The following is a 22,710-nucleotide window of genomic DNA, read 5'->3' on the forward strand; positions in this document are numbered from 1 at the left end:
GGACCGTCAAAACTGAGCAGTCCTTTTTTGTTTTTTAACATTGCATATCGCAACTAACTATGGTTAGAAAGCGAAATGTTCAGCGTCTAATGACATTAATGGATCTAGACCACCAGCGATCACATCTACGTGAGAACGTACACGTGGCAAGATTTTCTTGAAGTAGAAACGAGCAGTAGTTACTTTCGCATTGTAGAAGTCAACATCGGTTGTACCTTCTGCCAATTTCTCTTGTGCTACAAGCGCCATACGAGCCCATAGGTAAGCTAAAGTGATATAACCTGCGAAGTATAGGTAATCTACAGCAGCAGCACCGACTTCATCTGGGTTTTGCATCGCACGCATACCGATTTGCATAGTAAGATCGCCCCATTCTTTGTTAAGTGCCGCAAGCGGTTCAACAAATTCTTTCATAGCAGCGTTGTCTTTGTTTGCTTCTACGAATTTATGGATGATCTTAGTGAAGTCACGTAGCATTGCACCTTGAGTTTGCAATACTTTACGACCTAACAAATCAAGTGCTTGAATTTCAGTTGTACCTTCATACAAGCAAGCAATACGTGTATCACGTACGATTTGCTCCATGCCATGCTCAGAAATAAAGCCATGACCACCGAAGACTTGTACACCGTGCTTAGCAGATTCAGAACCTGTTTCAGTTAAGAATGCTTTTGCAATTGGAGTCAATAAAGACAAGATGTTGTCAGCAAACTTACGCTCTTCTTCAGTTTCGCCTTTTTCAACGATATCTGCGTATTGAGCAAGTAAGTAAACAAGAGCACGACCGCCTTCAGCAAAAGCTTTTTGAGTTAAAAGCATGTTACGAACAGCAGGGTGAACGATAATAGGGTCTGCTTCTTTTTCTGGAGCTTTAGGACCAGAAAGTGAACGCATTGCTAAACGTTCTTTCGCGTAAGTTAACGCACCTTGGAAAGATGACTCAGACGCTGCTAAACCTTGAACAGCAGTACCAATACGTGCTGTATTCATGAAGGTGAACATACAGTTCAAACCACGGTTTTCAGGCCCAATCAAGTAACCTTTAGCTTGGTCAAAGTTAATGACACAAGTTGCGTTACCATGAATACCCATTTTGTGTTCGATAGAACCACAACGTACCGCATTACGTTCGCCAATAGATCCATCTGCATTTACATTGAATTTAGGAACGATGAATAAGGAGATACCTTTAGTACCTTTTGGTGCACCAGGTAGGCGAGCAAGAACGATATGGATGATGTTCTCAGCCATGTCATGTTCACCAGCAGAGATAAAGATTTTCTCGCCAGAGATTGCATAGCTACCATCAGCATTTGGTTCTGCTTTAGTACGGATAATACCCAAGTCTGAACCTGCATGAGACTCAGTTAAGCACATCGTACCTGTCCAAACACCTGAAACAAGGTTTGGTAAATAAGTATTTTTTTGTTCATCAGAACCGTGATGTTCTAACGTACGTACAGCTCCGTGAGACAAGCCCGGGTACATGCCCCATGCCCAGTTAGAGCTACCTACCATTTCAGAAATTGCAATACCTAAAGAGTTAGGTAAAGCCTGACCACCGTATTGTTCTTCTGCTGATAAAGACGGAAAGCCAAGTTCAATATATTTTTGATAAGCTTCTTTAAAGCCTGTTGGAGTGGTAACTACGCCATCATTCCAAGTACAACCTTCGCGGTCGCCAACTTGGTTTAAAGGAGAAAGCTCATTTTCACAGAAGTCCGCCGCAGCTTCTAAATATTGATCAACCAATTCACGGCTTACGTTACCTTGGAAATCAGGTAATTTTGCATAGTGTTCTTCAGCATTTAATAATTCATGCAAAACGAATTGCATATCACGTAAGGGCGCTTTGTATTGTGGCATATCGGGTTCCTCAATACTGGTGAAACCAGAGTTATAATCTTAATCTATGATAATGTGCCATGAGGCACCTTGGACTATTACATCGTGCAACAACTTGCATAACTGTACAAGCACCTCAGGACCTTTACTTTGTGACTGCAAAGTCAAGAAAAAAATGCTGAAACTATGTAAGTGCTTTGAGTGTAAATACTTTTGGTTATGTTTATATGATACAAATAGTCAAAATCGTAAACACTTATGTATAAACAAAAGGCGCCTATAGGCGCCTTTTGTTTTATGATTTTTAGAATTATTTTGCTTGAACTGGTGCAGGAGCAGGAGCGTTAACTGGTGGTTGAGGACGCTTTGGTTCAAAACGAAGGTTACAAGTACCTTCAAGTGTCTTATCTCCAACTTGAACATTTACTGTTTGTCCATTCGCTTTACCATCACATGCTTTTTGAATTTGTTCAAAGCGAGCTTGACGTTCTGCTCGATGCTGTTCCCATGCAGCTTTTTGTTCTGGAGTGAACTCACGGTGCTTCATACGGTGGTGACCCTCACGTGGGCCATCTTGCATCATTCCATGCTCTGGTTTAGGTGGTTGAGTTGTCGATTGACACGCAGCCAAACTTCCCATTGTTACAATTGCCGCACTGAATAATGCAATTTTTGCCGTCATTTTCATATTTAAAGACCTTTAATGTTGTGTTTTCTGATGTCTTAAAGATTAGATAATAAAGATGTAGAAACAATGGAGAGTTTTTCTTTTCGTTGTTGGTTACAATGCAAAATATAGGGTAAAAATGAGAGAGTGCTTTTGAACGTTCTACGTGTTCCCATTGCATTACGGTTATTTTTGACAGTCTTGCTCACCACATTGCTTATTGCGACTGCAAGCTTGAGCGTTTTGCACTGGACAATGCAAAAGAACTTTGCCAAATATGTAGCTGACGTTGAAATGCAGAAACTAGACCGCCTCATTACCAATCTTGGCGATGTCTATACGGTGTACCATGATTGGGGGAATGCGATTCAGGCACAGATTTTACAAATCGAAGGAACCGCGGCTCCCGATGACTATGACCGTCTCTCGCAGTGGTGGCTCCGTCGCCAATATGACATTGCCATACAGCAGCATTCTTTTGATGAACACGCGCTCATCAATATTTCGCCTCAAGTTGCGCCGACAAATAAAAATACTATTTTTAGTGATGAGGAATTAAGAGCACTCGAGCAAAATTTACCTTCACAGTATCAACCCTTTGAAGGATTACGTTTCCCTTTAAGCGCAAATCAGTTTCGCCCAAGTGATGATAAAAATAAATCAAAGAAGGGAAGCTTAAAAGATATTGAAACCCAAAATGGGAAGAAGCGTTTTATCGCTTTGCCAGACCGTTTAGGGTTGAGTTCGCGTTTATCTCTATATGACGCGCAGCACCAGTTTGTAGTAGGTGAACCGCCTTCTTCAGATCAAATGTCATTTCGCCCAATTATTTTAAATAATAAAGTCGTGGGATATTTAGGTTTAAAGCCTGTTTTAGATAAAGAAGACGCTTTGAGTATTAATTTCTTTAGTAATCAAAAGCGTTATTTACTCTTAATCTATGCTTTAACCTTACTATCAAGTTTAGTTGCAGCACTGTTAATGGCGACTTATTTTAAAAAGCCAATTCAGCGTTTATTAAATGCAACCAATGAATTAACCAAAGGAAATTATCAACACCAAGTAGTTATTAAGCGAAATGATGAGTTAGGTGATTTATCAACTCAATTGAACCATTTGGCAGAGATTTTACATCAGCATGAAGAGTCACGACGTCAATGGGTGGCAGATACGTCCCATGAATTAAAAACGCCTTTGGCTGTATTGCAAGCACAAATTGAAGCCATGCAAGACGGGATTCGAAAAGCCACACCTGAACATTTAGATGCAATGATGCGTCAGGTTTCAAGCTTGAAAAAATTGACCCAAGACCTTGCAGACTTGGCGCAGGCAGATGCTCAGCAGCTTAAGTGTTATTTGAGCTCTGTAAATCCATGGGAAGTGGTACTACAAGAAGTTGAAAACTTTAAACCCAAACTTGAGCAGGCTGGTCTCGAAATTCAAGTTGAAGGAACAAGTTCTCCGCTATTATTAGACCGTGACCGTTTTAAACAGATTATTGTTAATTTAATTAGTAATAGTATTCGTTACACAGAAACAGGTGGCAAAATTCATATTCATACAAGTCAGAATCCTCAAGAGTGGACTTTGTATGTCGATGATAGTCCTTATGGTTTAAGTGATGAGCAGTTATCCCGTTTAGGTGAACGTTTCTATCGCGTAGATGATTCGCGTACGCGTAGTACAGGTGGAACAGGGCTGGGCTTAGCTTTGTCTTGTAAGATTGCGCAGGCGCTTGGTGGTACACTCAGTTTTGAACATTCACCATTAGGTGGTTTACGTTGTGTACTTACTTTTAAAAAGCAGAGTTAAATATAAAAGGAAAAATATCTCATGAAACATGTGATGTTGGTTGAAGATGAAGTCGAATTGGCGCATTTGGTGCGTGATTATCTTGAAGCTGCCGGTTTTGAAGTAAGTATGTTTCATGATGGTCAAGATGCCTATGCGAGTTTCCAGCAACGTAAACCAAATTTGATGATTCTGGACTTAATGGTTCCACGAATGGATGGTTTAACGATTTGCCGTAAAGTTCGTGAACAATCAGATTTACCGATTATTATGGTCACTGCCCGTACCGAAGAAATTGACAGAGTATTAGGTCTTAACATGGGCGCTGATGATTACGTATGTAAACCATTTAGTCCCAAAGAGTTAGTTGCTCGTGTACAAGCTGTTTTACGTCGTTTAGAGCGTAAGGCAGAGCCTGAGCAAAATGATTCTTTCAGAATTGATAAAGCACAACAAAGAATTTGGTATCAACAAAAATCATTGAGCTTAACGCCAACCGAATTTCGCTTACTTGAGCTATTTTTAGAGCATGTAGGGCAAGTATATTCACGTGCACAATTATTAGATCATATTAATCCAGATAGTTTTGACGTTGCCGACCGTGTAATTGACAGCCATATCAAAAACTTGCGCCGAAAAATTAGTGAAGCGGCTGAAACTGGTAACCGTCATGAATGGATTCAAGCCGTTTATGGTGTAGGTTATCGCTTCGAATATCCTGAAGAGTAAGTCTTCATAAAAGTTATTCTGTGGATAACCACAATGTTATCCACAGAAAATGTGGATAGTTTTAAAGATTTTATGGATAAATTATAATCTTGGTATGATTGGGTACTAATTGCCAAATCTCATCTATATCTACATTTCTAACCGCGATACATCCTAACGTCCAATCCTTATGGGGCATATAAGTCGAGCTAAAAGGTATCGAGAGTAATGATTTCGGAACAGATCCATGAATCATGATATCTCCTCCTGTTGGTTGATTATGTTGCTTGGCATAAGCAATATCTTTCGCATCGGGATAGGAAATATGCAAAGATTTATAGTAAGCACTTTGTGAGTTTCGCCAATCTATAGAATAAATCCCTTCAGGTGTTCTACCATCATTTTCAAAGTGTTTATGTCCATTGGGATTAAAGCCGAGACGAATCGGATATTGCCGAATCACGCCCTGATTACTCTTGAGCAGAAGTAGGCGTTGGTTTTTAAACACTTCAATTGAGGTAACTGGCTTGGTCTTTATGAGTTCTAATATTTCTTCTTTTGAGAGCGCTTGATGGCTTGACGTAAAAGTCGGTAAATATCTTTCATAATTATAAAAAGCGATTCCCAGTAGAATGATAAGAAATGTACAAATAATGAGAGGTTTAATTTTCATATATTATTCTTTGATGTGTAAGAAACTCTCTTAAGTGTTGAGAATGACTTAAGAGAGTTTAGTTTTTTTAATATTAAGATGAACAGCTCACTGCTACATCTGGAACATCACTTGGTAATGGCCCTAAATCTTGTGGTTGCTCAAGCTCTGGTTGTCTTGTGTATGGATGATTAAGTAGCTTAAATAAACGATCTACTTCGCTAAAATTATCTCGTTCAGCTGCTTCAATAGCACGCTGCGCCATGTGATTACGTAAAATATAAACTGGATTTGCTTTTTGCATATTCGCATCCAGCTCATCAATATCTTGATGTTCACGAATGCTTTCATATTGGCTAAGAAACTCATCAAACTGTCGAATATCAAGACAATCATCTCGTAAAGCTTTGAATTCTTTATTTTGAAGACGAATAAAACTTTGAGTGTAATCGAGTTGTTCAGTTTGTAAGATTCTTAAAAACGCAAAACTACAATCAAGACTGTCTTTATGGAAATGAGGAAGTCCCATTTTTTGACATAAACCTTGTCCATAGTGTTCTAAAAAGATTGGTTCAAATTGTTCTAAGCAACGTGCTAACTCTTCTTTGAACTCATCTTTTTGTTCAGATTCAGCGAGAGGAATTAAGTTGTTTAGCCACGTCCATAAGTTCCAATGGCCTATACTCGGTTGATTTTGATAAGTATAACGACCTTGGTAGTCTGAGTGATTGTTGATCCAGTTGGGGCGGAAACGCTCCATAAATCCATATGGCCCAAAATCGAGTGTTGAACCAGTAATATTTAAGTTATCGGTATTCATCACACCATGAGCAAACCCAACCAATTGCCATTTTGCAATCATGATCGCAGTACGCTCAACCACCTTTTTGGCAAAAGATAAAGTTGGATTTTCGGTTTCTAGGCATTCTGGATAATGCCATTCAATACATTTTTGAGTGAATTCTGACAGCAATTCAGGCGCATATTGATTAATCCATTCAAAATGCCCTAAACGAATATGGCATTCAGATGTTCTGAGTAGCATTGCGCCTAACTCTAGTTTTTCGCGCTGTACGCCTTGAGTCGAGGTTGTGAAACCGACTGCATGACTAGATGCGACGCCTAAAGCATTTAAAGCATGTCCGGCTAAATATTCACGTACCACAGAGCGTAATACTGCTCGTCCATCCCCCATTCTTGAATAAGGGGTAGGGCCTGCACCTTTGAGGTGTAGATCGATGGTTTGACCCTTTGTATTGAGTATTTGCGCAATCAGTAAGCCACGTCCATCGCCGAGTTGTCCTGCCCATTGTCCGAATTGGTGACCAGCATAAACCATAGCAAGAGACGGAAATTCAGGGAATGTACGCTGTCCACTACAGATCTCAACCCATGCATTTTTATCGTCTTCTGACCATTGCAGCTCATCAGCCAAAGCATTGTTAAAATGTCCTGCTTTTGCACCACGTAAAGGTGATGGCTGCTGAACATGAAATAATTTAGACGGAAGTGAAGGGTAGAGCGGATTAAACTGCATAGGCTTAGCAAAATAGAAAGAGCAGATTTCACTATACCATAGTTAAAAAGCAGGCATAAAAATAGCTCCCGAAAGAGCTATTTTAGATCAGAATTTATTTTTAGTCTGACACCACGTTGGTATTCTTTTTAACACTACGCATGAGTGTTTCTAAGCATTCGCGGTGATGACTTAAACGGTGTTCAAGCAATTGAAAATCAACTTTAAGCTTATGATCCATTCTATGAATCTTTTCAGCCATTGCTGCTTTTTTCGCTTGTAACTCTTGTTCTTTAAGTTTTGCCCAATCATTTAATGTATGTGTAAATGCTTCGTACTCTTGTGCAATACGTTGCTTCATTTGAGTAATGTCTGCATTTACATCATGACCATAAATAGCGAGGTCTTGTTCAGCGTATTTAAATTTCATCGCCAGTTCTGCTTTTTTAATATTAAAGCTTGGAATACGACGTAAATTTTTAGCTAAACCAATTTTAGAACATGACCAGATCAACCATTTAGTTGGGTCATATTGCCACCATTTCACACCATTACGGTAGTCGTATTGGAAGATATGGTGATAGTTGTGGTAACCCTCGCCCCAAGTGGCAATGGCTAACCAGAAATTATCACGTGCTGAGTTTTCGTCTGTATAAGGACGTTTACCAAACATATGGCAAAGCGAGTTAATAAAGAATGTAACTTGATGGCTAATGATTAAACGTAACAAACCACCTAAAAGGACTACACCCCATAAGTCACCTGTTGCCCAACCAATTAAACCTAAAATACCAACATGAACTGCGACTACAAGTAGTGCGTAATATTTATGTTGGAACATGACCAATTTATCATTGAGTAGGTCTGGTGCATTTTTAAAGTCTGGCTCAGATGGTGAATGATCGCGGATCATCCAACCCATATGGGCATACCAAAAACCACGTTCAATTGAATATGGATCTTCATCAACATCATCAACATGTCGATGGTGAGTACGGTGACCAGATGCCCAGAACAAAATACTATTTTGTACGGCAAATGTTCCACCGATCATTAAAAGAATTTTAAGCGGTAACGACGCTTCATAAGCTCGGTGAGCCCAAAGGCGATGGTAACCAGCAGTAATCCCCATACTACTTAGAGCTAAAAGAAAAAATAAGCTTACCCATGCGCTTACACTAAAATCATAATAATACGCATAAATCGGGATTATGATTGCGGCAAGAATTGGTAAACCAATTAAGGTAATGCTAGCGGTCCAGTTAATTGGGGCTTTGAGTGGGGCGGAAGTCATATCCGGCAGCGCTCCTAGAATCCTTGTGAAACAAGGTACAAAGACAAAACGACATAGCAAAACCAATCATCAAGATATATTGCTATTCTATCCTTCATATTAGCACGTGCTTAGTGAGAATCACTAGCATTATTGTACAGATGTATTGAAAGAACCGTAACAGAATTAAACTATGTCAAAGAGTTTTTCAAGCAGGAGAAGTTGTTTAATGAACGTACAACGATTGAAAAAAAAGAACAGCATTGATATTTCAAGAAAATTATCATTGAAATGTGTCTTGGTCACAATCAGTCTTGTATTAGCCGCATGTCAAAGTGCACCCGAACAAACTACGAAAAAAGTTCAAACAAAAAGAACAGTTCATCAGACTCAAGCACCTGTTGTAAAAAAGAGAGTGAGTCCGGATGGCATTCAAGATATTGATTGGCAGATCACTCAGATCAGTGGTCATAAGGCAAAATTCTTTAACCAATGGCCAACTCTTTCACTGAACTCAGCAGTCAAAACAGTATCGGGACATACTGGCTGTAATGCTGTTTTTGGCCGTTACACCTTTAATTTCAGCCAGCAAAAACTTGATATGCAAGTAAATGCAGGTCATTCAAGCTGTGATGGTGCTTTGGCTCAAGAAGCAGAGCTGGTAGATGCTTTGCAACGTATCCAACGCTTCCAACTCGTAGGTAATACGCTATATCTACTTGACCAAAGTGGTCAGCGCCTTATTCAGGCACAAAAGAAATAAAAGGTGGTTTTTACCACCTTTTTTATATTTACAGGGCTTGTAACATCGTAGTTGGAATATCTGTAATTAAGCCTTGAACATCTAAATCCCGCAGTTTTTTTGCTCTTTCTACATCATTTACTGTCCAGACACTCATGTTTAAACCTGCTTGGTGAGACAATTGAATCATTTCATCTGTTGCAAGCTGGTCGTGCCAACCAATATGGCAGCAACCAAATTGATGAGCGAGTTCAATTGCCGTTGCCCCAACAGGAAGTTCAACTAATAAGGCACGTTTAAATTGAGAGTTTATATCACGTAAGGCAGTTAAAATTTGAAGATCAAAACTTGTGATAGTGACGACTTTTTCATACCCCAGTAATTCAGACTCAAGCTTTTGAACTAACTTTTCTGCAAATGCCATATCTCTTACCGCTTTAACCTCAACTTCAATATGATCGAAATTATCAAGTAAGTTTAAAACAGTTGTAAGTGTAGGCGTTGGTTCAGGAGTCGGCCAATTGGGCCAGCTTTGACGATGATCGAATGACAACGCTTGAGCTAAAGTAGATTGTTCTACAACTTGATCGACTCCAGCTGTACGCAAAAAATTGTCATCATGAATAACAACTAACTCTTGGTCTTGAAGCTGACGAATATCGAATTCGACACCACGAATACCTAAATTTTTTATGTGCTGAAACCCACCAAGTGTATTTTCAGGAGCTTCTCGGCGTGCACCACGATGACCAATAACGCGCATAATTTTCTTCTATGAAATATTTTAACTATGGTCTCTTTAAAAAGAGTAGAGACCATGTTTAATCTAATCTATTTTTAAATAATCTCATTAATATTTTTTTGCCAAAGTACTTCTTGTCCGCCTTCGGCACGCTGTAAAGCACGCGATGCGACAAATAACCAGTCAGATAGACGGTTTAAAAGTTGGAGTGCTGTAGCTTGAATATTTTGATCACGAGTTTGCACAGACATGAGTGATCGCTCTGCACGACGACAAACGGCACGAGCTTGATGAGCGTAACTGCAAGATAAGGAGCCAGACGGTAGAATGAATTCTTTAAGCATAGGCAAATCTTCATTCATACGGTCAATTTCTTTTTCAAGAAATTCAATACAAACGGGCTGGAGTAGGTTGTAATTTGGAATACAAACCTCTCCACCTAAATCAAAAAGCCAATGTTGAATCAGACTTAAGCTTTTATCCCAATCAGCCTTATTAGTTACTTGGCTATCTGTGATTTGAGCACGAAGTACCCCAATAATGGCGTTGAGTTCATCAACATCACCAAGTGCTGCAATTCGTAAATCGTCCTTGGCAACACGAGAACCATCGCCTAAACCTGTTGTACCTGAGTCGCCTGTGCGTGTATAGATTTTGCTTAAACGGTGTCCCATGATGGATATCCTGAACATAAAAAGGGGATAATGTCGGTCAGAACATTACCCCGAAACTGGAGTTAAGAAAATATTTTTATAATAAAGTTTTACTTAGTAGCTTAAGGTCACACCAGCTGACGCAAGGCGGCCACCATTGATGTAAAACTCATCTGCTGAGTAATAAGATGTTTTATATTTTACATCACCAATATTTACAATATTTGTAAATAATTTGATATTTGGAGTTGCATTCCAATACGCATGTAAATCAATAGTCGCATATCCTGGAATCATTGCTGATGAGCTAGATTCAGATATTTTAGAGTGAGACTTGGCAACTAAAGAGGCGCTTAAACCATAAATTTCATTTTCTAAGCCTGCTGTTAATGTGAGATTTTGACGTGGTCTACGGATCAGTTCATAACCAGTTTCGTCATTTTCTGTTTTTACGTAACCATATTCTGTAGTGAAAAATAAATCATTGTTTTTCCATTTTAGACCAATTTCACCACCAGTCATTTTTGCTTTATTTATATTTGTATAAGTTGATGCTGATATATTATTTACTGAGTCAAAGGCTGAGATATATTGTATTAGATTTTTGACTTTTGTGTGATAGACCGAAGCGTAAGTTGAAATTCCATAAGCTAATTTTTGATCTATTCCAACCTCATAAGATATGCTTTCTTCTGGCTTTAAATTTGGATTACCTGTTGTAATATAAGTTGTTCCCTTCCACTCTGATTCTGACAAGTAATATAATTGATTACCTGTTGGAGCCTTAAATGCTGTGCCAACATTTGTATAAATACTAGTGAGTGGGGTAAGTTGAATACGACCTGCAAGTTGTCCTACTGTATGTGTTCCAAATTGTTCATTTTCTTCTACTCTTAAGCCTGCTTGAGTATGAATGCCATTTGAGCTGTTAAATTGGTGCTGGATATAATATCCATTTGAGTCGAGACTTTGCTTTTGTCCTTTGATTGCAAGACTTTTAACATCGGCATTGTTAATAGATGCGCCTATTAATAGATTTTGATTTTTGTTAAAATCCCATTTGAGATTTAAATCACCTTCATTGCGATCTGTATCAAAGTAATAGAGAGAGCTTTTTCCTGTTAGTTCATCTTTAAAATTAGAATATCTTGCATTGATTTTTAAATTATTTGAAATTTGATAATAGGCATTGGTATTGATTAGACGATTCAAAAAATCTTGGGAACCACCGTAGTAAACGTTTGTCCCTTTATTTTCGTTTATACTTGTATTTATACCATATTGATCTAATTCATAACCAATTTTAGCACTATAACCTTTTTGGTCGTAGCTTGCTTTTTGATCTGATTTATTTGTAACAGTGGTACCATCACTTTCTTGTCGCTGGCCTCTTACTTGGAGATATACTCCTTCATTAGAAACAATATCTGCACCAATTAAGGATTTATAGGTTTTGTTTTCACCAACTTCAGTCGTTGTAAATAATTTTTGTTGAGTTGGAGGAATTGTACGAATATTAATAACGCCACCAATTGCATCAGTACCGTATTGAACGGATGCAGGTCCTTTTAAAACTTCAATTTGCGCAGCATCACTTAAATCAATATATGGAATGCTTGCTCCACCATCCAAAGCAGTATTGAGGCTGGCTCCATCTTTTAAAAAAAGGCTATGTGTTGAATTTGTCCCTCGAATAAATAAAGATGAGTTTTGTCCCATTCCACCTTGCTGTAGGACATGTAGTCCAGTATCACGCTGTAAGAGCTGACCTAAGTCAGCAAGCGGTGATTGTTGAATAGTTTTCTGATCAATCACAGTAATCCGCGCCGGAACTTCACTCGCTTTTTCAGCACTTTTTGAGGCAGTGACTACAATTGGATCAAGCTGAGTCGCATTCGTTGTATCTTCAGCAAAAATAACAGGTGAAAACCCCATCGCAATAGCGATAGCTCCTACCAGACGAGTAGGTTGAAAAGACTTAGACATAACATGCTCCATACATTCACCCCACGTGAATGATCGGGTAGATAGATGAAACAAGTAGGTCTCCGGACTTCAGCGCCATATTTAATTTATGGACATATTCACCTTCCCACATTACTGCAGTGGTGTAAGTCGAGAACGACTTAAAAAATATGCTTTACATTGTTACCGTTGCGGGGGCAGTGCCGGACTTTCACCAGCTTCCCTAAAGCATGAATTGCTTACACTTGCTTCCAATTTTACGCAGTATAAAGTGGCGATTTACTTCATACAATGTCATTTGGAGCAATTCCCAGAGAACTTTTACGCAAGGGACAAAAATTGCATTACAATGGCGCTTATTTTAAGAAATGGTTGTAGTTTAGGCAGATCATGAGCCAATCAAACCAAAAACGTACACGAGCAAAAATCTGTGGAATTACTCGCAAGCAAGATGTTCAGGCAGTAGTTGCAGCGGGAGCAGATGCGATAGGCTTTGTTTTTTTTCCGCCAAGCCCAAGAAATGTAACAGTTGAACAGGCAGAAGAATTAGCAAAACTCGTTCCGCCTTATGTACAAATGGTGGGTTTGTTTGTAAACGCGAGTGTTACTGAAATTCAGGATGTACTTGATTGTGTTCCCCTAGATGTATTACAACTACATGGCGATGAAACTCCAGAACAATGTCAGGAAATAGCGCGTCATTGTAAACGTCGCTGGTATAAAGCGATTCAGGTTAAACCTGATCTGGATGTAATTGCTGAAATTCAAAAATATCAGGCAGCTGGTGCCAGTGCTGTATTGCTCGATGCATGGCATCCTGAGCTTAAAGGGGGCACAGGACATCAGTTTGACTGGTCTAAATTCCCGAAACTTGATATTCCATTAATCTTGGCAGGTGGTTTAACCCCTGACAATGTCATTGACGCTATTCATACTACCGATGCTTTTGCAGTAGATGTGAGCGGAGGCGTAGAGTCCGCAAAAGGTATAAAAGACCAACAACTCATTGAACGATTTATGCAAGGAGTCCAACGTGGATCAGCAAAATAATGTGATTGACTATACCCAATTCCCAGATGCAAATGGGCATTTCGGTATCCATGGCGGACGTTTTGTGTCAGAAACTCTAATGGCGGCATTAGAAGATTTAGAAAATCTCTATTCCCGCATGAAAAATGATGAACAGTTTTTGGCAGAATTCGACCGTGACCTCGCCTACTATGTAGGTCGTCCTAGTCCACTTTATTATGCTGAGCGATGGTCAAAAGAGTTAGGTGGTGCGCAAATTTACCTTAAACGTGAAGACTTGAACCATACAGGCTCACACAAGGTAAATAACACGATTGGTCAGGCGTTATTGGCAAAGCTTTCTGGTAAAAAACGTATTATTGCCGAAACTGGTGCCGGGCAGCATGGTGTAGCAACAGCAACAATTGCAGCACGTTTAGGTCTTGAATGCGTTGTTTATATGGGTGCTGAAGACGTTAAGCGTCAAGCGATGAACGTTTATCGTATGCGTTTGTTGGGTGCTACAGTTGTTCCTGTACAAAGCGGCTCTAAAACGCTGAAAGACGCCATGAACGAAGCGATGCGTGATTGGGTAACTAATGTTGATACGACGTACTATGTAATTGGTACAGTTGCAGGCCCACATCCCTACCCTCAATTGGTTCGTGACTTCCAGTCGATCATTGGCCGTGAAGCACGTAAACAGATTTTGGAACAAGCGGGTCGTTTACCAGATGCATTAGTTGCCTGTGTAGGTGGCGGTTCAAATGCAATGGGCTTGTTCTATCCGTTTTTAAACGATGCCAACGTGAAAATGTATGGCGTTGAAGCAGCTGGTTTTGGTATTGAAACTGGTAAACACTCTGCGCCGTTAAATGCAGGTCATGTGGGTGTATTACATGGTAATCGTACTTATTTAATGAGTGATGAACAGGGCCAGATTATTGAGACACATAGTATCTCGGCGGGCCTTGATTATCCGGGTGTTGGCCCTGAACATAGCTTCTTGAAAGATATGAAGCGTGTAGAATACGTGCCGATTAATGATACAGAAGCTCTACAAGGTTTCCGCGACTTAACTAAAATCGAAGGGATTATTCCTGCACTTGAAAGCTCGCATGCGATGGCTTATGTCTCTAAGCTTGCACCGACGATGTCTAAAGATCAGATTATTATTGCGACTGTTTCAGGTCGCGGTGATAAAGATTTAATGACAGTTGCACGTATTGATGGCGTAGAAATGGTCGAGATGTAAGAGAACTATAATGCCAAGTTTGTTTATGGTGATGTTAGGCGGGCGTCATGCACGTGCTAATACAGAAGTTCATGATGTAGTCATGGCTGTAGGAGATACTTTGGAAGAAGTTTATCCTCAACTTAAACAGGCTTGGTTTGGTGAGGCTCAAGGATTGCATATTGATGCTTGGGCCAAGCTCTCTGGTGTTAACTCTCAAGGGCAAAATTATCAAATTCACTTTACAGATGCTGCTCCACAACCAGATGATTTAAAATTATATTTAATTAATCTGGGCGGATATAATGCAAGTGAATTCGGTGAACTTCACCGTTATGAGTTTGTGGTTGCACCGAATGCGGTAGCTGCCAAACAATTAGGTAAACAATTTATAGATCGGCAGTGGCAAAAAGCACATACAGATCGAGTCATTGATATTGATGACTGCTTAGCGATAGATTGTGTAGCAGGGCGCTATATTCATTTAATAAAAGGCGATTTTGCTGAAACAATTTGGGAAAATACGTATTTGACCGTGGTATAGGTCATTTGAAATCTAATATTCATATGGAAGTGGGTAAATGGATTTAATTCAAGAAAATGGACAGCCTCGCTACGGGCGTTTTGAATCTGTACCGTCAACCATTCACGTACAACATTATATTTATAAAACCCCTTATGGTAAGGTCTTAAAGGGCTGGCGTAAGCAATTAAAATATAAAAAATTTAAATTCTGTGGTATTCAACATAAACACTATAGTATTGGTCTGGCTATTGCAGATATCGGCTGGGTCGGGCATGGCTTTTTCTATATTTATGACCATGAAACAGGGCAGGTTATTGAGTGGAATGCTATTCAGCCTTTGGGGCATAAAACCTATCTTGATGAACAACCCTTATTTAATCAAAGTTATTTTTCTAAATCTCCTTATCAGTTTGATATCCAGCATGCCAATGGTGTGCGATATATCCGAGTGACCAAATATGGTGAGATTCAACTCAGCGCTCGTATTTTTTGTGCTGGAACCGATATATTAAGTTTGTGCACACCAACTGGCATCAATGGTTGGACTTATACCCAAAAGCAGACCACATTGGCTGTAGAGGGAATGTTTATTAATAAGCAAAACCAAGTCGTACAATTTGATGAAAAGACATTTGCATCTCTAGATGATACCTGCGGTTTTTTGCGACCTGAAACAGCTTGGTTCTGGCTTTCATGTAATTTTTGGGATGAGCAAGGGCGACGTATCGGTTTAAATTTAGCTTCTGGTGTGAATGAAAGCTTTGGTAATGAAAATTGCTTATGGATTAACGGCGTTTTATTTCCACTGACTGATGTTTTATTTGAAAAAGTAAATGATGAACTTTGGCAAATTAGCTCTCTAGATCAAAAACTTAATCTCCAAGTGCATATTGGTTGGTGCAGGTACGAAAATATTAATTTAAGAATGATTGGAAGTCAGTTCAATCAGTGGCAAGCTAAAATTAGCGGCACGATTGAGCATGAGGCAACCGATATAATCAATTGCAATGAGCAATACGGTTTACTAGAACAACATTATGCAAAATGGTAACAAGCAGGTTATAAACCTGCTTGCCAGAATGCCTCACCAGCTGCAATAGGATCATTTGTCTTTTCGAGTGTTTCAATCCAGACAGGATATTGACGAATGACTGGATGCTGACTTGGATGAAAGTCTTTTTTAAACCAATCTAAATATTGGCTTTTCATAGCGGTTAATGTGCCATTTTTGCCAAAGAACCATGGTAAGCCTTTAAGGCTCATTAATAGTCTTTCTCTGGAACTAAAGCCATCACATTTCAACATGATATTTGTGCGGTAGAGTGTAAAGCCAAACATCAGTACTGTCGTAAGAACCAATACAAATCGACGAGTCGACTCAGGAACTTCTCCTACTTGTTTCATGACATCAAAAGCAACATCGCGGTGCTCCATCTCTTCAATGGCATGCCACGCGAATAGCGCTCGAACATAGGGGTGAGCATTTTCCAAAGTTTTTTTATGGCTATAAAAGGTTTCTGCCATTAGCGCTGTTAAATGTTCAGCTGCCGCCGTCATTGCAATGTTGTATTGCGGTGAGCGTTTGGTGAGTTCAAAACGAAAAATTCTTTTAAGTGTGGCTGTGAACTGGTCAACAGGCATGCCTTGCTCTTTCATGAGCTGATTCATTTTGTCATGTGCAATACCGTGTTGAGCTTCTTGTTTAATAAAGTCTGTAACCCGCTTTTGTAGTTCGGGATCATCAATTTTGTCTCGGAACATACGGACACATTCAATAAAATAACGCTCTCCATCTGGAAAGGTTAAGCTGAGCGCATCAAACATACGAGTCAAAAAAGGATCATTATTAAACCAAAAGCGAGGTGCTTCGTTTAAATGAAAATCCAGATCTTTACGAACTACTGGCTCGACCTGATAAGAAACATGTGCGTTCATATTTTTATTTCTCGCATCTAACATGTTCATTAGTATGTCGCCAATAGTCGACTTTGTTTTGACAGTTATTGCCAATTTTTATACAGTTTGCGACAAGATGGCATTAAAAAAAGGATGAGCCATGCAGGATTTTACGATTTCAAATGGTTATTTTTATCTTTGGAATACTTATCTAAAAGAAAAAGGAATCGATTGGCAGGTATTAAACCTTACAGATGTTCAGGCCCGTCAAGTTCAAAATATTTTAGCTTCATCTATTGACGCTCAATCTTCTTTAAACTTTTTTCTTGAACTTTTAGAGCTGACAGAGTCTCGTCTACAAGTTTCTAATTTAGCCCTAGAAATGGCAACTTGTATTACACCTGCCAATTTTGGCGTACTGGGATATATGGCTTCTCGAAGTGGCAGCTTCTCAGAGGTTCTTGAATATGTCATTAAATTTCATCGTCTCGTGATTGACGGTGAGCAAGTCGTACCTATGCAAGTTGAGCAAGATGCTTCTAACATTCGTTTGTATTGGCCGTTAGTTGATGCTAGTAATATCATACTTTGTGAGCTGACTTTAGCTGCTATGGTGCAGCTTGCTAAACAAATTGCTCCTTTTCATGATTTTCTCTTGCAACATGTTGAGTTCGTGCACCGTTCACGTGGTCCATTAGTTCACTATCAGCGTTTCTTTCAATGCAAATTGTCATTTGAGCAACCTTACTATGCATTAACTTTTGCAAGTGAGGGATTGAATGTTCGCCCTCGACATGCAGACCCCAGCTTAATGCAACTTTTAGTGAAACAAGCAGAAGAGGCATTGGCTCAGCGGAAAATACATACAGATTTAGCTCAGCAAATACATTGGATTGTTCATGAATATTTCAAACACAAGCAACAAGCCCCGAAAATTGAGGATATTGCCATCGAGTTGAATATTTCAGTACGAAGCTTGCAGCGTCAATTACAGTCATTAAATACTTCATTTAAATTAATTTTAGATACTGAACGCATGAAACGCTGTGAAATATTACTTCACCAAAATGAAAGCCTCACCACAATTGCTGAACAGTTGGGATATTCGGATCAGTCGGCACTTGCACGGGCTCATAAAAATTTGACAGGACAAACTTTACTTACGCGCAAAAGGGAATTACAACTCGCCAATAAAAATATTGAGAAATAAGCTTTATGCGGTTAATTTTTGGTCAGTCGACGATCTAATAATGGCTCGAAAATAGGAAGCTTTGATCATTGAGAAAAGTTTCAAAATATTGATAAATGTACACCATGGGTTGTATGAATCATACAATCGAATATCGCCATAACGTTAGACCTGTTCAATGGACAAAAAATAGCGTTAAAATGCGATGTTCTTGTATTTCTACAAACAACTCCTCAATTTTAAATAATTCAAGGAAAGCACAACCCTATGTCACGTCTTGCCACCCGTTTTGAAAAGCTTAAGTCCCAACAACGTAAAGCGCTTGTATCTTATGTTATGGCGGGTGATCCACAGCCACAAGTAACGGTTCCGTTACTGCATAAAATGGTTGCGGCAGGAGTAGATGTCATTGAGCTTGGTTTACCATTTTCAGATCCAATGGCTGATGGTCCGGTAATTGCGCTTGCAGCTGAACGTGCGCTTGCAGCAGGGACTAACACGTTGGATGCACTCAACATGGTAAAAGAGTTCCGTGAGCAGGATCAGGAAACACCCGTTGTTCTAATGGGTTATCTGAATCCGGTTGAAGTGATTGGTTACGAGAAGTTTGTTTCTCATGCGAAACAATGTGGTGTAGATGGCTTATTACTTGTGGATTTACCACCAGAAGAGTCAAAAGAGTTTGGTGCTGTGTTGAAACAACATGATATGGACCAAATTTTCTTGCTTGCGCCAACTTCTACAGATCAACGCATTCAACATGTGACTAATCAGGCAAGTGGTTTTATTTACTACGTTTCACTTAAGGGTGTAACTGGAGCAGCAACACTTGATACGGCAGAAGCTGCTGCACGTATTCAAAAAATCAAAAATGCCACTGATATTCCAGTGGGTGTTGGTTTTGGTATTAGTGATGCCGCTTCAGCAAAAGCAATGGGTAATGTTGCTGATGCCGTGATTGTAGGTAGTGCTTTCGTTAAAAATTTTGCAACGTTGGCAGCGGATGACGCTGTTGAACAGACGGTGAGTAAAGTCAAGGAGCTTCGAGCAGCGCTCGATGAGTTAGTATGAATCAAGAAGTGAAACCAGGGAAAGTTCTTAGCCCTTCGACACCATGGACAAAACGTCCGGTTCCAGGTATTGAAGTCGCAGATGAGCAACAAATTCTCAAAGCAACATTTACTGAGCCAACGATTGAATGTCCTGAATGTCATGCACTAGTGACACGTACAGCAATTTCTTTCAACGCATATGTTTGTCCACAATGTGATGAACACTTACGAATGAAAGCTCGTGACCGCTTGAACTGGTTCTTCGATAATGTTGTAACTGAATTGGGTCAAGAATTTACTGCAAAAGATCCATTAAAGTTTGTTGACTCTAAACCGTATCCAGATCGTATGCGTGAAGCGCAAAGCAAAACTGGTGAAACGGAAGCATTAATTGCCATGCAAGGTAACTTAAATGGCGTAGATATGATTGCATGTGCTTTTGAGTTCGACTTTATGGGCGGCTCAATGGGTACCGTTGTAGGTGACCGTTTTGTACAGGCTGCCGAGCTTGCAATTGCAAAACGTCAGCCATTAATCTGTTTCGCAGCTTCTGGCGGCGCGCGTATGCAAGAAGGTATGTTATCGCTTATGCAAATGGCGCGCACTTCTGCTGCGATTCAAAAATTAAAAGATGCTGGCTTACCATATATCGTTGTGTTAACACATCCTGTGTATGGTGGTGTAACAGCTTCTTTAGCAATGTTGGGTGATATTCATATTGCTGAACCTAAAGCAATGATTGGCTTTGCTGGTAAACGTGTAATTGAGCAGACTGTACGTGAAACTCTTGAAGAACCGTTCCAACGTGCTGAATATTTGCTTGATCATGGTGTAATCGATCAGATTGTTCATCGCCACGCTTTACGTGATACTGTATCTCGACTTGTATCGAAATTGATGAACTTACCTTGAACCAACAAGCTCCACTTTCAATAGACTCTTTAGATACATGGCTCAATTATTGGAGCCATGTTCACGTTACAGGGATAGATCTTGGTCTGGAACGTGTAATTCCTGTTGCAGAAAAGCTGGGTGTAACTCAGCCTCATGCTAAAGTTTTTACAGTAGCCGGAACGAATGGTAAAGGCTCAACCACAACCACACTGGCTGCGATATTAAACGCACAAGGTTATAAAGTTGGGTTATATCAGTCACCGCATATCTATCGCTTTAATGAGCGAGTTAAGTTAGGTGGAGTTGAAGTCGATGATCAAAGTCTGATTGATGCTTTTGTTCAAGTCGATCAGGCTCGTCGCGATTGTGATTTAAGCTTATCTTTTTTTGAAGCAACCACTTTGGCTGCTTTTGTTATTTTTAAACAACAACAATGTGATGTATGGGTGCTCGAAGTTGGTCTGGGCGGACGTTTAGATGTCGTCAATGTGATTGATCCCGACATTGCAGTGATTACTAATATTGGCCTAGATCACACAGATTGGCTAGGCGATACCATCGAAAAAATTGCTTTTGAAAAAGCAGGCATTATTCGTCCACATATTCCGGTTATCTTTGCGGGTGAGCAACAATTACCGCAAGCAATTCAAGATAAAGCACAAAGTTCACAAGCAGACTTATATACCGTTAATCGTGATTATTTTTATAAGCTCGCAGAAGATGGACAAAACTGGTACTTTGCTTCGGAAGGAACCACTTTAAAACTTCCTTTAGGTACATTAGCGATTGAAAATATTGCAGGAGCAGTTGCGGCCATTTTAAATAGCGGACTTGAGATTTCTCAGTCAGCATTAGAAAAAGGTATCCAATCTGCTCGCTTAGCTGGACGTTTTGAACAGCGTCAAGTGGATGGGAAGACGGTCATTTTTGATGCCGGACACAATCCTCATGGTGTTGAATTTTTGTTAAAGCAATTGCGAAATTTCTTAGAATACAATAAACAGTACACAGAAGTTGTCGCAGTATTTTCAATGCTGGCAGATAAAGATATAAAATCAGTAGCCGATTTATTGAAACCTACTGTTTTACATTGGAAAATTGCTGAATTGAATGTGCCGCGTGCTGCACCGATTCAGCAACTCAATGATGCCTTGCAAGGCCAGACAGTACAACAATATGGCAATATCAAAGAGGCTTTTAAATCAGCGCTTGAGCAAACAAATAACAATCAGCTGATTTTGGCCTGTGGTTCGTTTCATACTTTAGAAGCGATTTGGGAGTATTTGGAAGAATGTCAATGAATAACAAACAACGCTGGATGGGTGGCGTTGTTTTACTAGGAGGTGGTGTTTTATTGGCAGCATTACTTCTAAAAGGAAATGAGGAAATAAAACAGGTTGAAGCTCAACCATCCGCATCCACATCGCCAAAAACTCAAACTAAACCAAAACAGACAACTGAAGGGCAAATGGTACAACTACAACCTCTTGCGGTTGATGTTGAAACTGAAAAACGTTTGCTAGAAGAACAGCGTCGTGCGCGTGAAAAGGCCGTTGCTGAACAAGAAGCACGTGCAGCTGAGTTCTTAGCAATGCAGCAGCAAGCTGAAGCTGACGCTGCTCGTAAAGCTGCAGCAGAGTACGCTGCGATTAATGCGCGCCGTACAGCGGCTCAAGAAAGTTCAGATAATATTCCACCGGAGTTAGTGGGTGAGGCGAAAGCTAAAAACCAGCAAGCTAATACGGTGAATAAAACAACTGATACTTCAAAAATAGATGCAGACAAGAAAGCTGCTGAAGCAAAACGCCAAGCGGAAGCAGACAAGAAAGCGGCTGATGCTAAGCGTCAAGCAGAAGCAGACAAAAAAGCAACTGAAGCAAAACGTCAAGCGGAAGCAGACAAGAAAGCTGCTGAAGCTAAACGACAGGCAGAAGCAGATAAAAAGGCTGCAGAAGCAAAACGCCAAGCAGAAGCAGACAAGAAAGCTGCTGAAGCCAAACGACAAGCAGAAGCTGATAAAAAAGCCTCTGATGCTAAACGAAAAGCTGAAGCTGAGAAAAAAGCTGAAGCTGAAAAAGCGCGTGAGCTGCTTGAAAATGGCGATAAAAAGTGGATGGTTCAAGTCGCTTTGGCTGCTAACCAAGCAAATGCAGATGCAGTTGTTTCTAAATTACGAGCTAAAGGCTATAAGGTCACTACAAGCCCAACCAGTAAGGGGATTCGTATTATGGTTGGACCTGCAAAAGACCGTGATACAGCAGATGCTGCTCGTAAGAAAATTACTTCTGATTCAAGTTTAAACATGAAATCAGCGTGGGTGATTGACTGGGTACCGTTAGACCAACGTTAACCAGATT

The 22,710-nt window shown here is 39.9% G+C and carries 21 protein-coding genes and 1 riboswitch; of the genes, 12 read left to right on the forward strand and 9 right to left on the reverse strand.

Annotated features, from left to right (window positions below):
• Positions 1-63: 63 nt before the first annotated feature.
• Positions 64-1,866, reverse strand: a complete 1,803-nt coding sequence (locus KIP84_RS02995; RefSeq protein WP_005804712.1) for an acyl-CoA dehydrogenase C-terminal domain-containing protein — start codon at positions 1,864-1,866, stop codon at positions 64-66.
• A gap of 289 nt (positions 1,867-2,155) precedes the next feature.
• Positions 2,156-2,533 (reverse strand): hypothetical protein, encoded by a 378-nt coding sequence (locus KIP84_RS03000; RefSeq protein WP_032006070.1) that lies wholly within the window; start codon positions 2,531-2,533, stop codon positions 2,156-2,158.
• Positions 2,534-2,665: 132 nt separating this feature from the next.
• Here KIP84_RS03000 and baeS point away from each other — a divergent pair, with 132 nt between their 5' ends.
• Both baeS and KIP84_RS03010 read left to right on the forward strand, forming a co-directional pair.
• A complete protein-coding gene (gene baeS, locus KIP84_RS03005; protein WP_032005542.1) occupies positions 2,666-4,324 on the forward strand; it encodes a sensor histidine kinase efflux regulator BaeS in 1,659 nt (552 codons plus the stop codon).
• 21 nt (positions 4,325-4,345) lie between these two features.
• Positions 4,346-5,032 carry a response regulator gene (locus KIP84_RS03010; protein ID WP_002116101.1) on the forward strand — a complete coding sequence of 229 codons (687 nt, stop codon included), beginning with the start codon at positions 4,346-4,348 and terminating at the stop codon, positions 5,030-5,032.
• 70 nt (positions 5,033-5,102) lie between these two features.
• Here the strand turns inward: KIP84_RS03010 and KIP84_RS03015 are convergent, their stop codons facing one another.
• The 3 genes from KIP84_RS03015 to KIP84_RS03025 all read right to left on the reverse strand — a co-directional run bounded on the left by KIP84_RS03015 (position 5,103) and on the right by KIP84_RS03025 (position 8,473).
• Positions 5,103-5,684: a L,D-transpeptidase family protein gene (locus KIP84_RS03015; RefSeq protein WP_213689303.1), complete on the reverse strand. Its 582-nt coding sequence runs from the start codon at positions 5,682-5,684 to the stop codon at positions 5,103-5,105.
• Between the two features lie 73 nt (positions 5,685-5,757).
• Positions 5,758-7,200, reverse strand: coding sequence for a protein adenylyltransferase SelO family protein (locus KIP84_RS03020; protein WP_213689304.1), 1,443 nt, complete (start codon positions 7,198-7,200; stop codon positions 5,758-5,760).
• Positions 7,201-7,300: 100 nt separating this feature from the next.
• Positions 7,301-8,473 (reverse strand): acyl-CoA desaturase, encoded by a 1,173-nt coding sequence (locus KIP84_RS03025; protein WP_002116208.1) that lies wholly within the window; start codon positions 8,471-8,473, stop codon positions 7,301-7,303.
• A 208-nt stretch (positions 8,474-8,681) separates the two neighbouring features.
• On the opposite strand from KIP84_RS03025, the gene KIP84_RS03030 reads away from it, so the two are divergent.
• A complete protein-coding gene (locus KIP84_RS03030; RefSeq protein ID WP_017400285.1) occupies positions 8,682-9,215 on the forward strand; it encodes an META domain-containing protein in 534 nt (177 codons plus the stop codon).
• Between the two features lie 28 nt (positions 9,216-9,243).
• Here the strand turns inward: KIP84_RS03030 and KIP84_RS03035 are convergent, their stop codons facing one another.
• The 3 genes from KIP84_RS03035 to KIP84_RS03045 all read right to left on the reverse strand — a co-directional run bounded on the left by KIP84_RS03035 (position 9,244) and on the right by KIP84_RS03045 (position 12,575).
• Positions 9,244-9,957 carry a glycerophosphodiester phosphodiesterase gene (locus KIP84_RS03035; RefSeq protein WP_213689305.1) on the reverse strand — a complete coding sequence of 238 codons (714 nt, stop codon included), beginning with the start codon at positions 9,955-9,957 and terminating at the stop codon, positions 9,244-9,246.
• 74 nt (positions 9,958-10,031) lie between these two features.
• Positions 10,032-10,610 carry a cob(I)yrinic acid a,c-diamide adenosyltransferase gene (locus KIP84_RS03040; protein ID WP_005804706.1) on the reverse strand — a complete coding sequence of 193 codons (579 nt, stop codon included), beginning with the start codon at positions 10,608-10,610 and terminating at the stop codon, positions 10,032-10,034.
• A gap of 93 nt (positions 10,611-10,703) precedes the next feature.
• Complete coding sequence (locus KIP84_RS03045) at positions 10,704-12,575, reverse strand: TonB-dependent receptor (RefSeq protein WP_213689306.1); 1,872 nt, start codon at positions 12,573-12,575, stop codon at positions 10,704-10,706.
• A 35-nt stretch (positions 12,576-12,610) separates the two neighbouring features.
• Positions 12,611-12,818, reverse strand: a riboswitch (cobalamin riboswitch).
• 126 nt (positions 12,819-12,944) lie between these two features.
• Between KIP84_RS03045 and KIP84_RS03050 the strand changes: the two genes are divergently transcribed.
• Genes KIP84_RS03050 through KIP84_RS03065 form a run of 4 tightly spaced genes read left to right on the forward strand, consistent with a single transcriptional unit; the run spans position 12,945 to position 16,373 of the window.
• Positions 12,945-13,604: a phosphoribosylanthranilate isomerase gene (locus KIP84_RS03050; protein ID WP_213689307.1), complete on the forward strand. Its 660-nt coding sequence runs from the start codon at positions 12,945-12,947 to the stop codon at positions 13,602-13,604.
• Positions 13,588-14,817 carry a tryptophan synthase subunit beta gene (gene trpB, locus KIP84_RS03055; protein WP_000372734.1) on the forward strand — a complete coding sequence of 410 codons (1,230 nt, stop codon included), beginning with the start codon at positions 13,588-13,590 and terminating at the stop codon, positions 14,815-14,817. The genes KIP84_RS03050 and trpB overlap by 17 nt, the downstream gene beginning before the upstream one ends.
• Before the next feature lie 10 nt (positions 14,818-14,827).
• Positions 14,828-15,340 (forward strand): DUF1543 domain-containing protein, encoded by a 513-nt coding sequence (locus tag KIP84_RS03060; protein WP_213689308.1) that lies wholly within the window; start codon positions 14,828-14,830, stop codon positions 15,338-15,340.
• Positions 15,341-15,377: 37 nt separating this feature from the next.
• Entirely contained in the window at positions 15,378-16,373 is a 996-nt protein-coding gene (locus tag KIP84_RS03065; protein ID WP_032056703.1) for a DUF2804 domain-containing protein, read from the forward strand.
• An 8-nt stretch (positions 16,374-16,381) separates the two neighbouring features.
• On the opposite strand, the gene KIP84_RS03070 is transcribed toward KIP84_RS03065, so the two are convergent.
• Positions 16,382-17,257, reverse strand: a complete 876-nt coding sequence (locus KIP84_RS03070) for a metal-dependent hydrolase (RefSeq protein ID WP_044424880.1) — start codon at positions 17,255-17,257, stop codon at positions 16,382-16,384.
• A 121-nt stretch (positions 17,258-17,378) separates the two neighbouring features.
• On the opposite strand from KIP84_RS03070, the gene KIP84_RS03075 reads away from it, so the two are divergent.
• The 5 genes from KIP84_RS03075 (at position 17,379) to KIP84_RS03095 (ending at position 22,703) form a co-directional block, all read left to right on the forward strand.
• Positions 17,379-18,428 (forward strand): AraC family transcriptional regulator, encoded by a 1,050-nt coding sequence (locus tag KIP84_RS03075; protein WP_213689309.1) that lies wholly within the window; start codon positions 17,379-17,381, stop codon positions 18,426-18,428.
• A gap of 246 nt (positions 18,429-18,674) precedes the next feature.
• Positions 18,675-19,478, forward strand: coding sequence for a tryptophan synthase subunit alpha (gene trpA / locus KIP84_RS03080; RefSeq protein ID WP_063099583.1), 804 nt, complete (start codon positions 18,675-18,677; stop codon positions 19,476-19,478).
• Entirely contained in the window at positions 19,475-20,371 is an 897-nt protein-coding gene (gene accD, locus KIP84_RS03085) for an acetyl-CoA carboxylase, carboxyltransferase subunit beta (RefSeq protein ID WP_005804699.1), read from the forward strand. Before trpA ends, accD begins: the two co-directional genes overlap by 4 nt.
• Positions 20,368-21,654, forward strand: coding sequence for a bifunctional tetrahydrofolate synthase/dihydrofolate synthase (folC, locus tag KIP84_RS03090; protein ID WP_199113863.1), 1,287 nt, complete (start codon positions 20,368-20,370; stop codon positions 21,652-21,654). The genes accD and folC overlap by 4 nt, the downstream gene beginning before the upstream one ends.
• On the forward strand, positions 21,645-22,703 hold the full coding sequence (locus KIP84_RS03095; RefSeq protein WP_130119485.1) for an SPOR domain-containing protein: 1,059 nt from the start codon (positions 21,645-21,647) through the stop codon (positions 22,701-22,703). Before folC ends, KIP84_RS03095 begins: the two co-directional genes overlap by 10 nt.
• Positions 22,704-22,710: the final 7 nt, after the last annotated feature.

The organism is Acinetobacter sp. BHS4, from assembly GCF_018454425.1.
GTDB classification, from domain to species: domain Bacteria; phylum Pseudomonadota; class Gammaproteobacteria; order Pseudomonadales; family Moraxellaceae; genus Acinetobacter; species Acinetobacter pittii.

Bases quoted from the DNA above. Each gene is read 5' to 3' on its own strand.
- KIP84_RS03075 (WP_213689309.1), top strand. From the start codon at position 17,379: ATGCAGGATTTTACGATTTCAAATGGTTATTTTTATCTTTGGAATACT.
- KIP84_RS03070 (WP_044424880.1), bottom strand. From the start codon at position 17,257: ATGAACGCACATGTTTCTTATCAGGTCGAGCCAGTAGTTCGTAAAGAT.
- KIP84_RS03030 (WP_017400285.1), top strand. From the start codon at position 8,682: ATGAACGTACAACGATTGAAAAAAAAGAACAGCATTGATATTTCAAGA.
- KIP84_RS03000 (WP_032006070.1), bottom strand. From the start codon at position 2,533: ATGAAAATGACGGCAAAAATTGCATTATTCAGTGCGGCAATTGTAACA.
- KIP84_RS03060 (WP_213689308.1), top strand. From the start codon at position 14,828: ATGCCAAGTTTGTTTATGGTGATGTTAGGCGGGCGTCATGCACGTGCT.
- KIP84_RS03045 (WP_213689306.1), bottom strand. From the start codon at position 12,575: ATGTCTAAGTCTTTTCAACCTACTCGTCTGGTAGGAGCTATCGCTATT.
- accD (WP_005804699.1), top strand. From the start codon at position 19,475: ATGAATCAAGAAGTGAAACCAGGGAAAGTTCTTAGCCCTTCGACACCA.
- KIP84_RS03025 (WP_002116208.1), bottom strand. From the start codon at position 8,473: ATGACTTCCGCCCCACTCAAAGCCCCAATTAACTGGACCGCTAGCATT.
- KIP84_RS03010 (WP_002116101.1), top strand. From the start codon at position 4,346: ATGAAACATGTGATGTTGGTTGAAGATGAAGTCGAATTGGCGCATTTG.
- KIP84_RS03095 (WP_130119485.1), top strand. From the start codon at position 21,645: ATGTCAATGAATAACAAACAACGCTGGATGGGTGGCGTTGTTTTACTA.
- trpA (WP_063099583.1), top strand. From the start codon at position 18,675: ATGTCACGTCTTGCCACCCGTTTTGAAAAGCTTAAGTCCCAACAACGT.
- KIP84_RS03020 (WP_213689304.1), bottom strand. From the start codon at position 7,200: ATGCAGTTTAATCCGCTCTACCCTTCACTTCCGTCTAAATTATTTCAT.
- KIP84_RS03035 (WP_213689305.1), bottom strand. From the start codon at position 9,957: ATGCGCGTTATTGGTCATCGTGGTGCACGCCGAGAAGCTCCTGAAAAT.
- KIP84_RS02995 (WP_005804712.1), bottom strand. From the start codon at position 1,866: ATGCCACAATACAAAGCGCCCTTACGTGATATGCAATTCGTTTTGCAT.
- KIP84_RS03015 (WP_213689303.1), bottom strand. From the start codon at position 5,684: ATGAAAATTAAACCTCTCATTATTTGTACATTTCTTATCATTCTACTG.
- KIP84_RS03065 (WP_032056703.1), top strand. From the start codon at position 15,378: ATGGATTTAATTCAAGAAAATGGACAGCCTCGCTACGGGCGTTTTGAA.
- KIP84_RS03050 (WP_213689307.1), top strand. From the start codon at position 12,945: ATGAGCCAATCAAACCAAAAACGTACACGAGCAAAAATCTGTGGAATT.
- KIP84_RS03040 (WP_005804706.1), bottom strand. From the start codon at position 10,610: ATGGGACACCGTTTAAGCAAAATCTATACACGCACAGGCGACTCAGGT.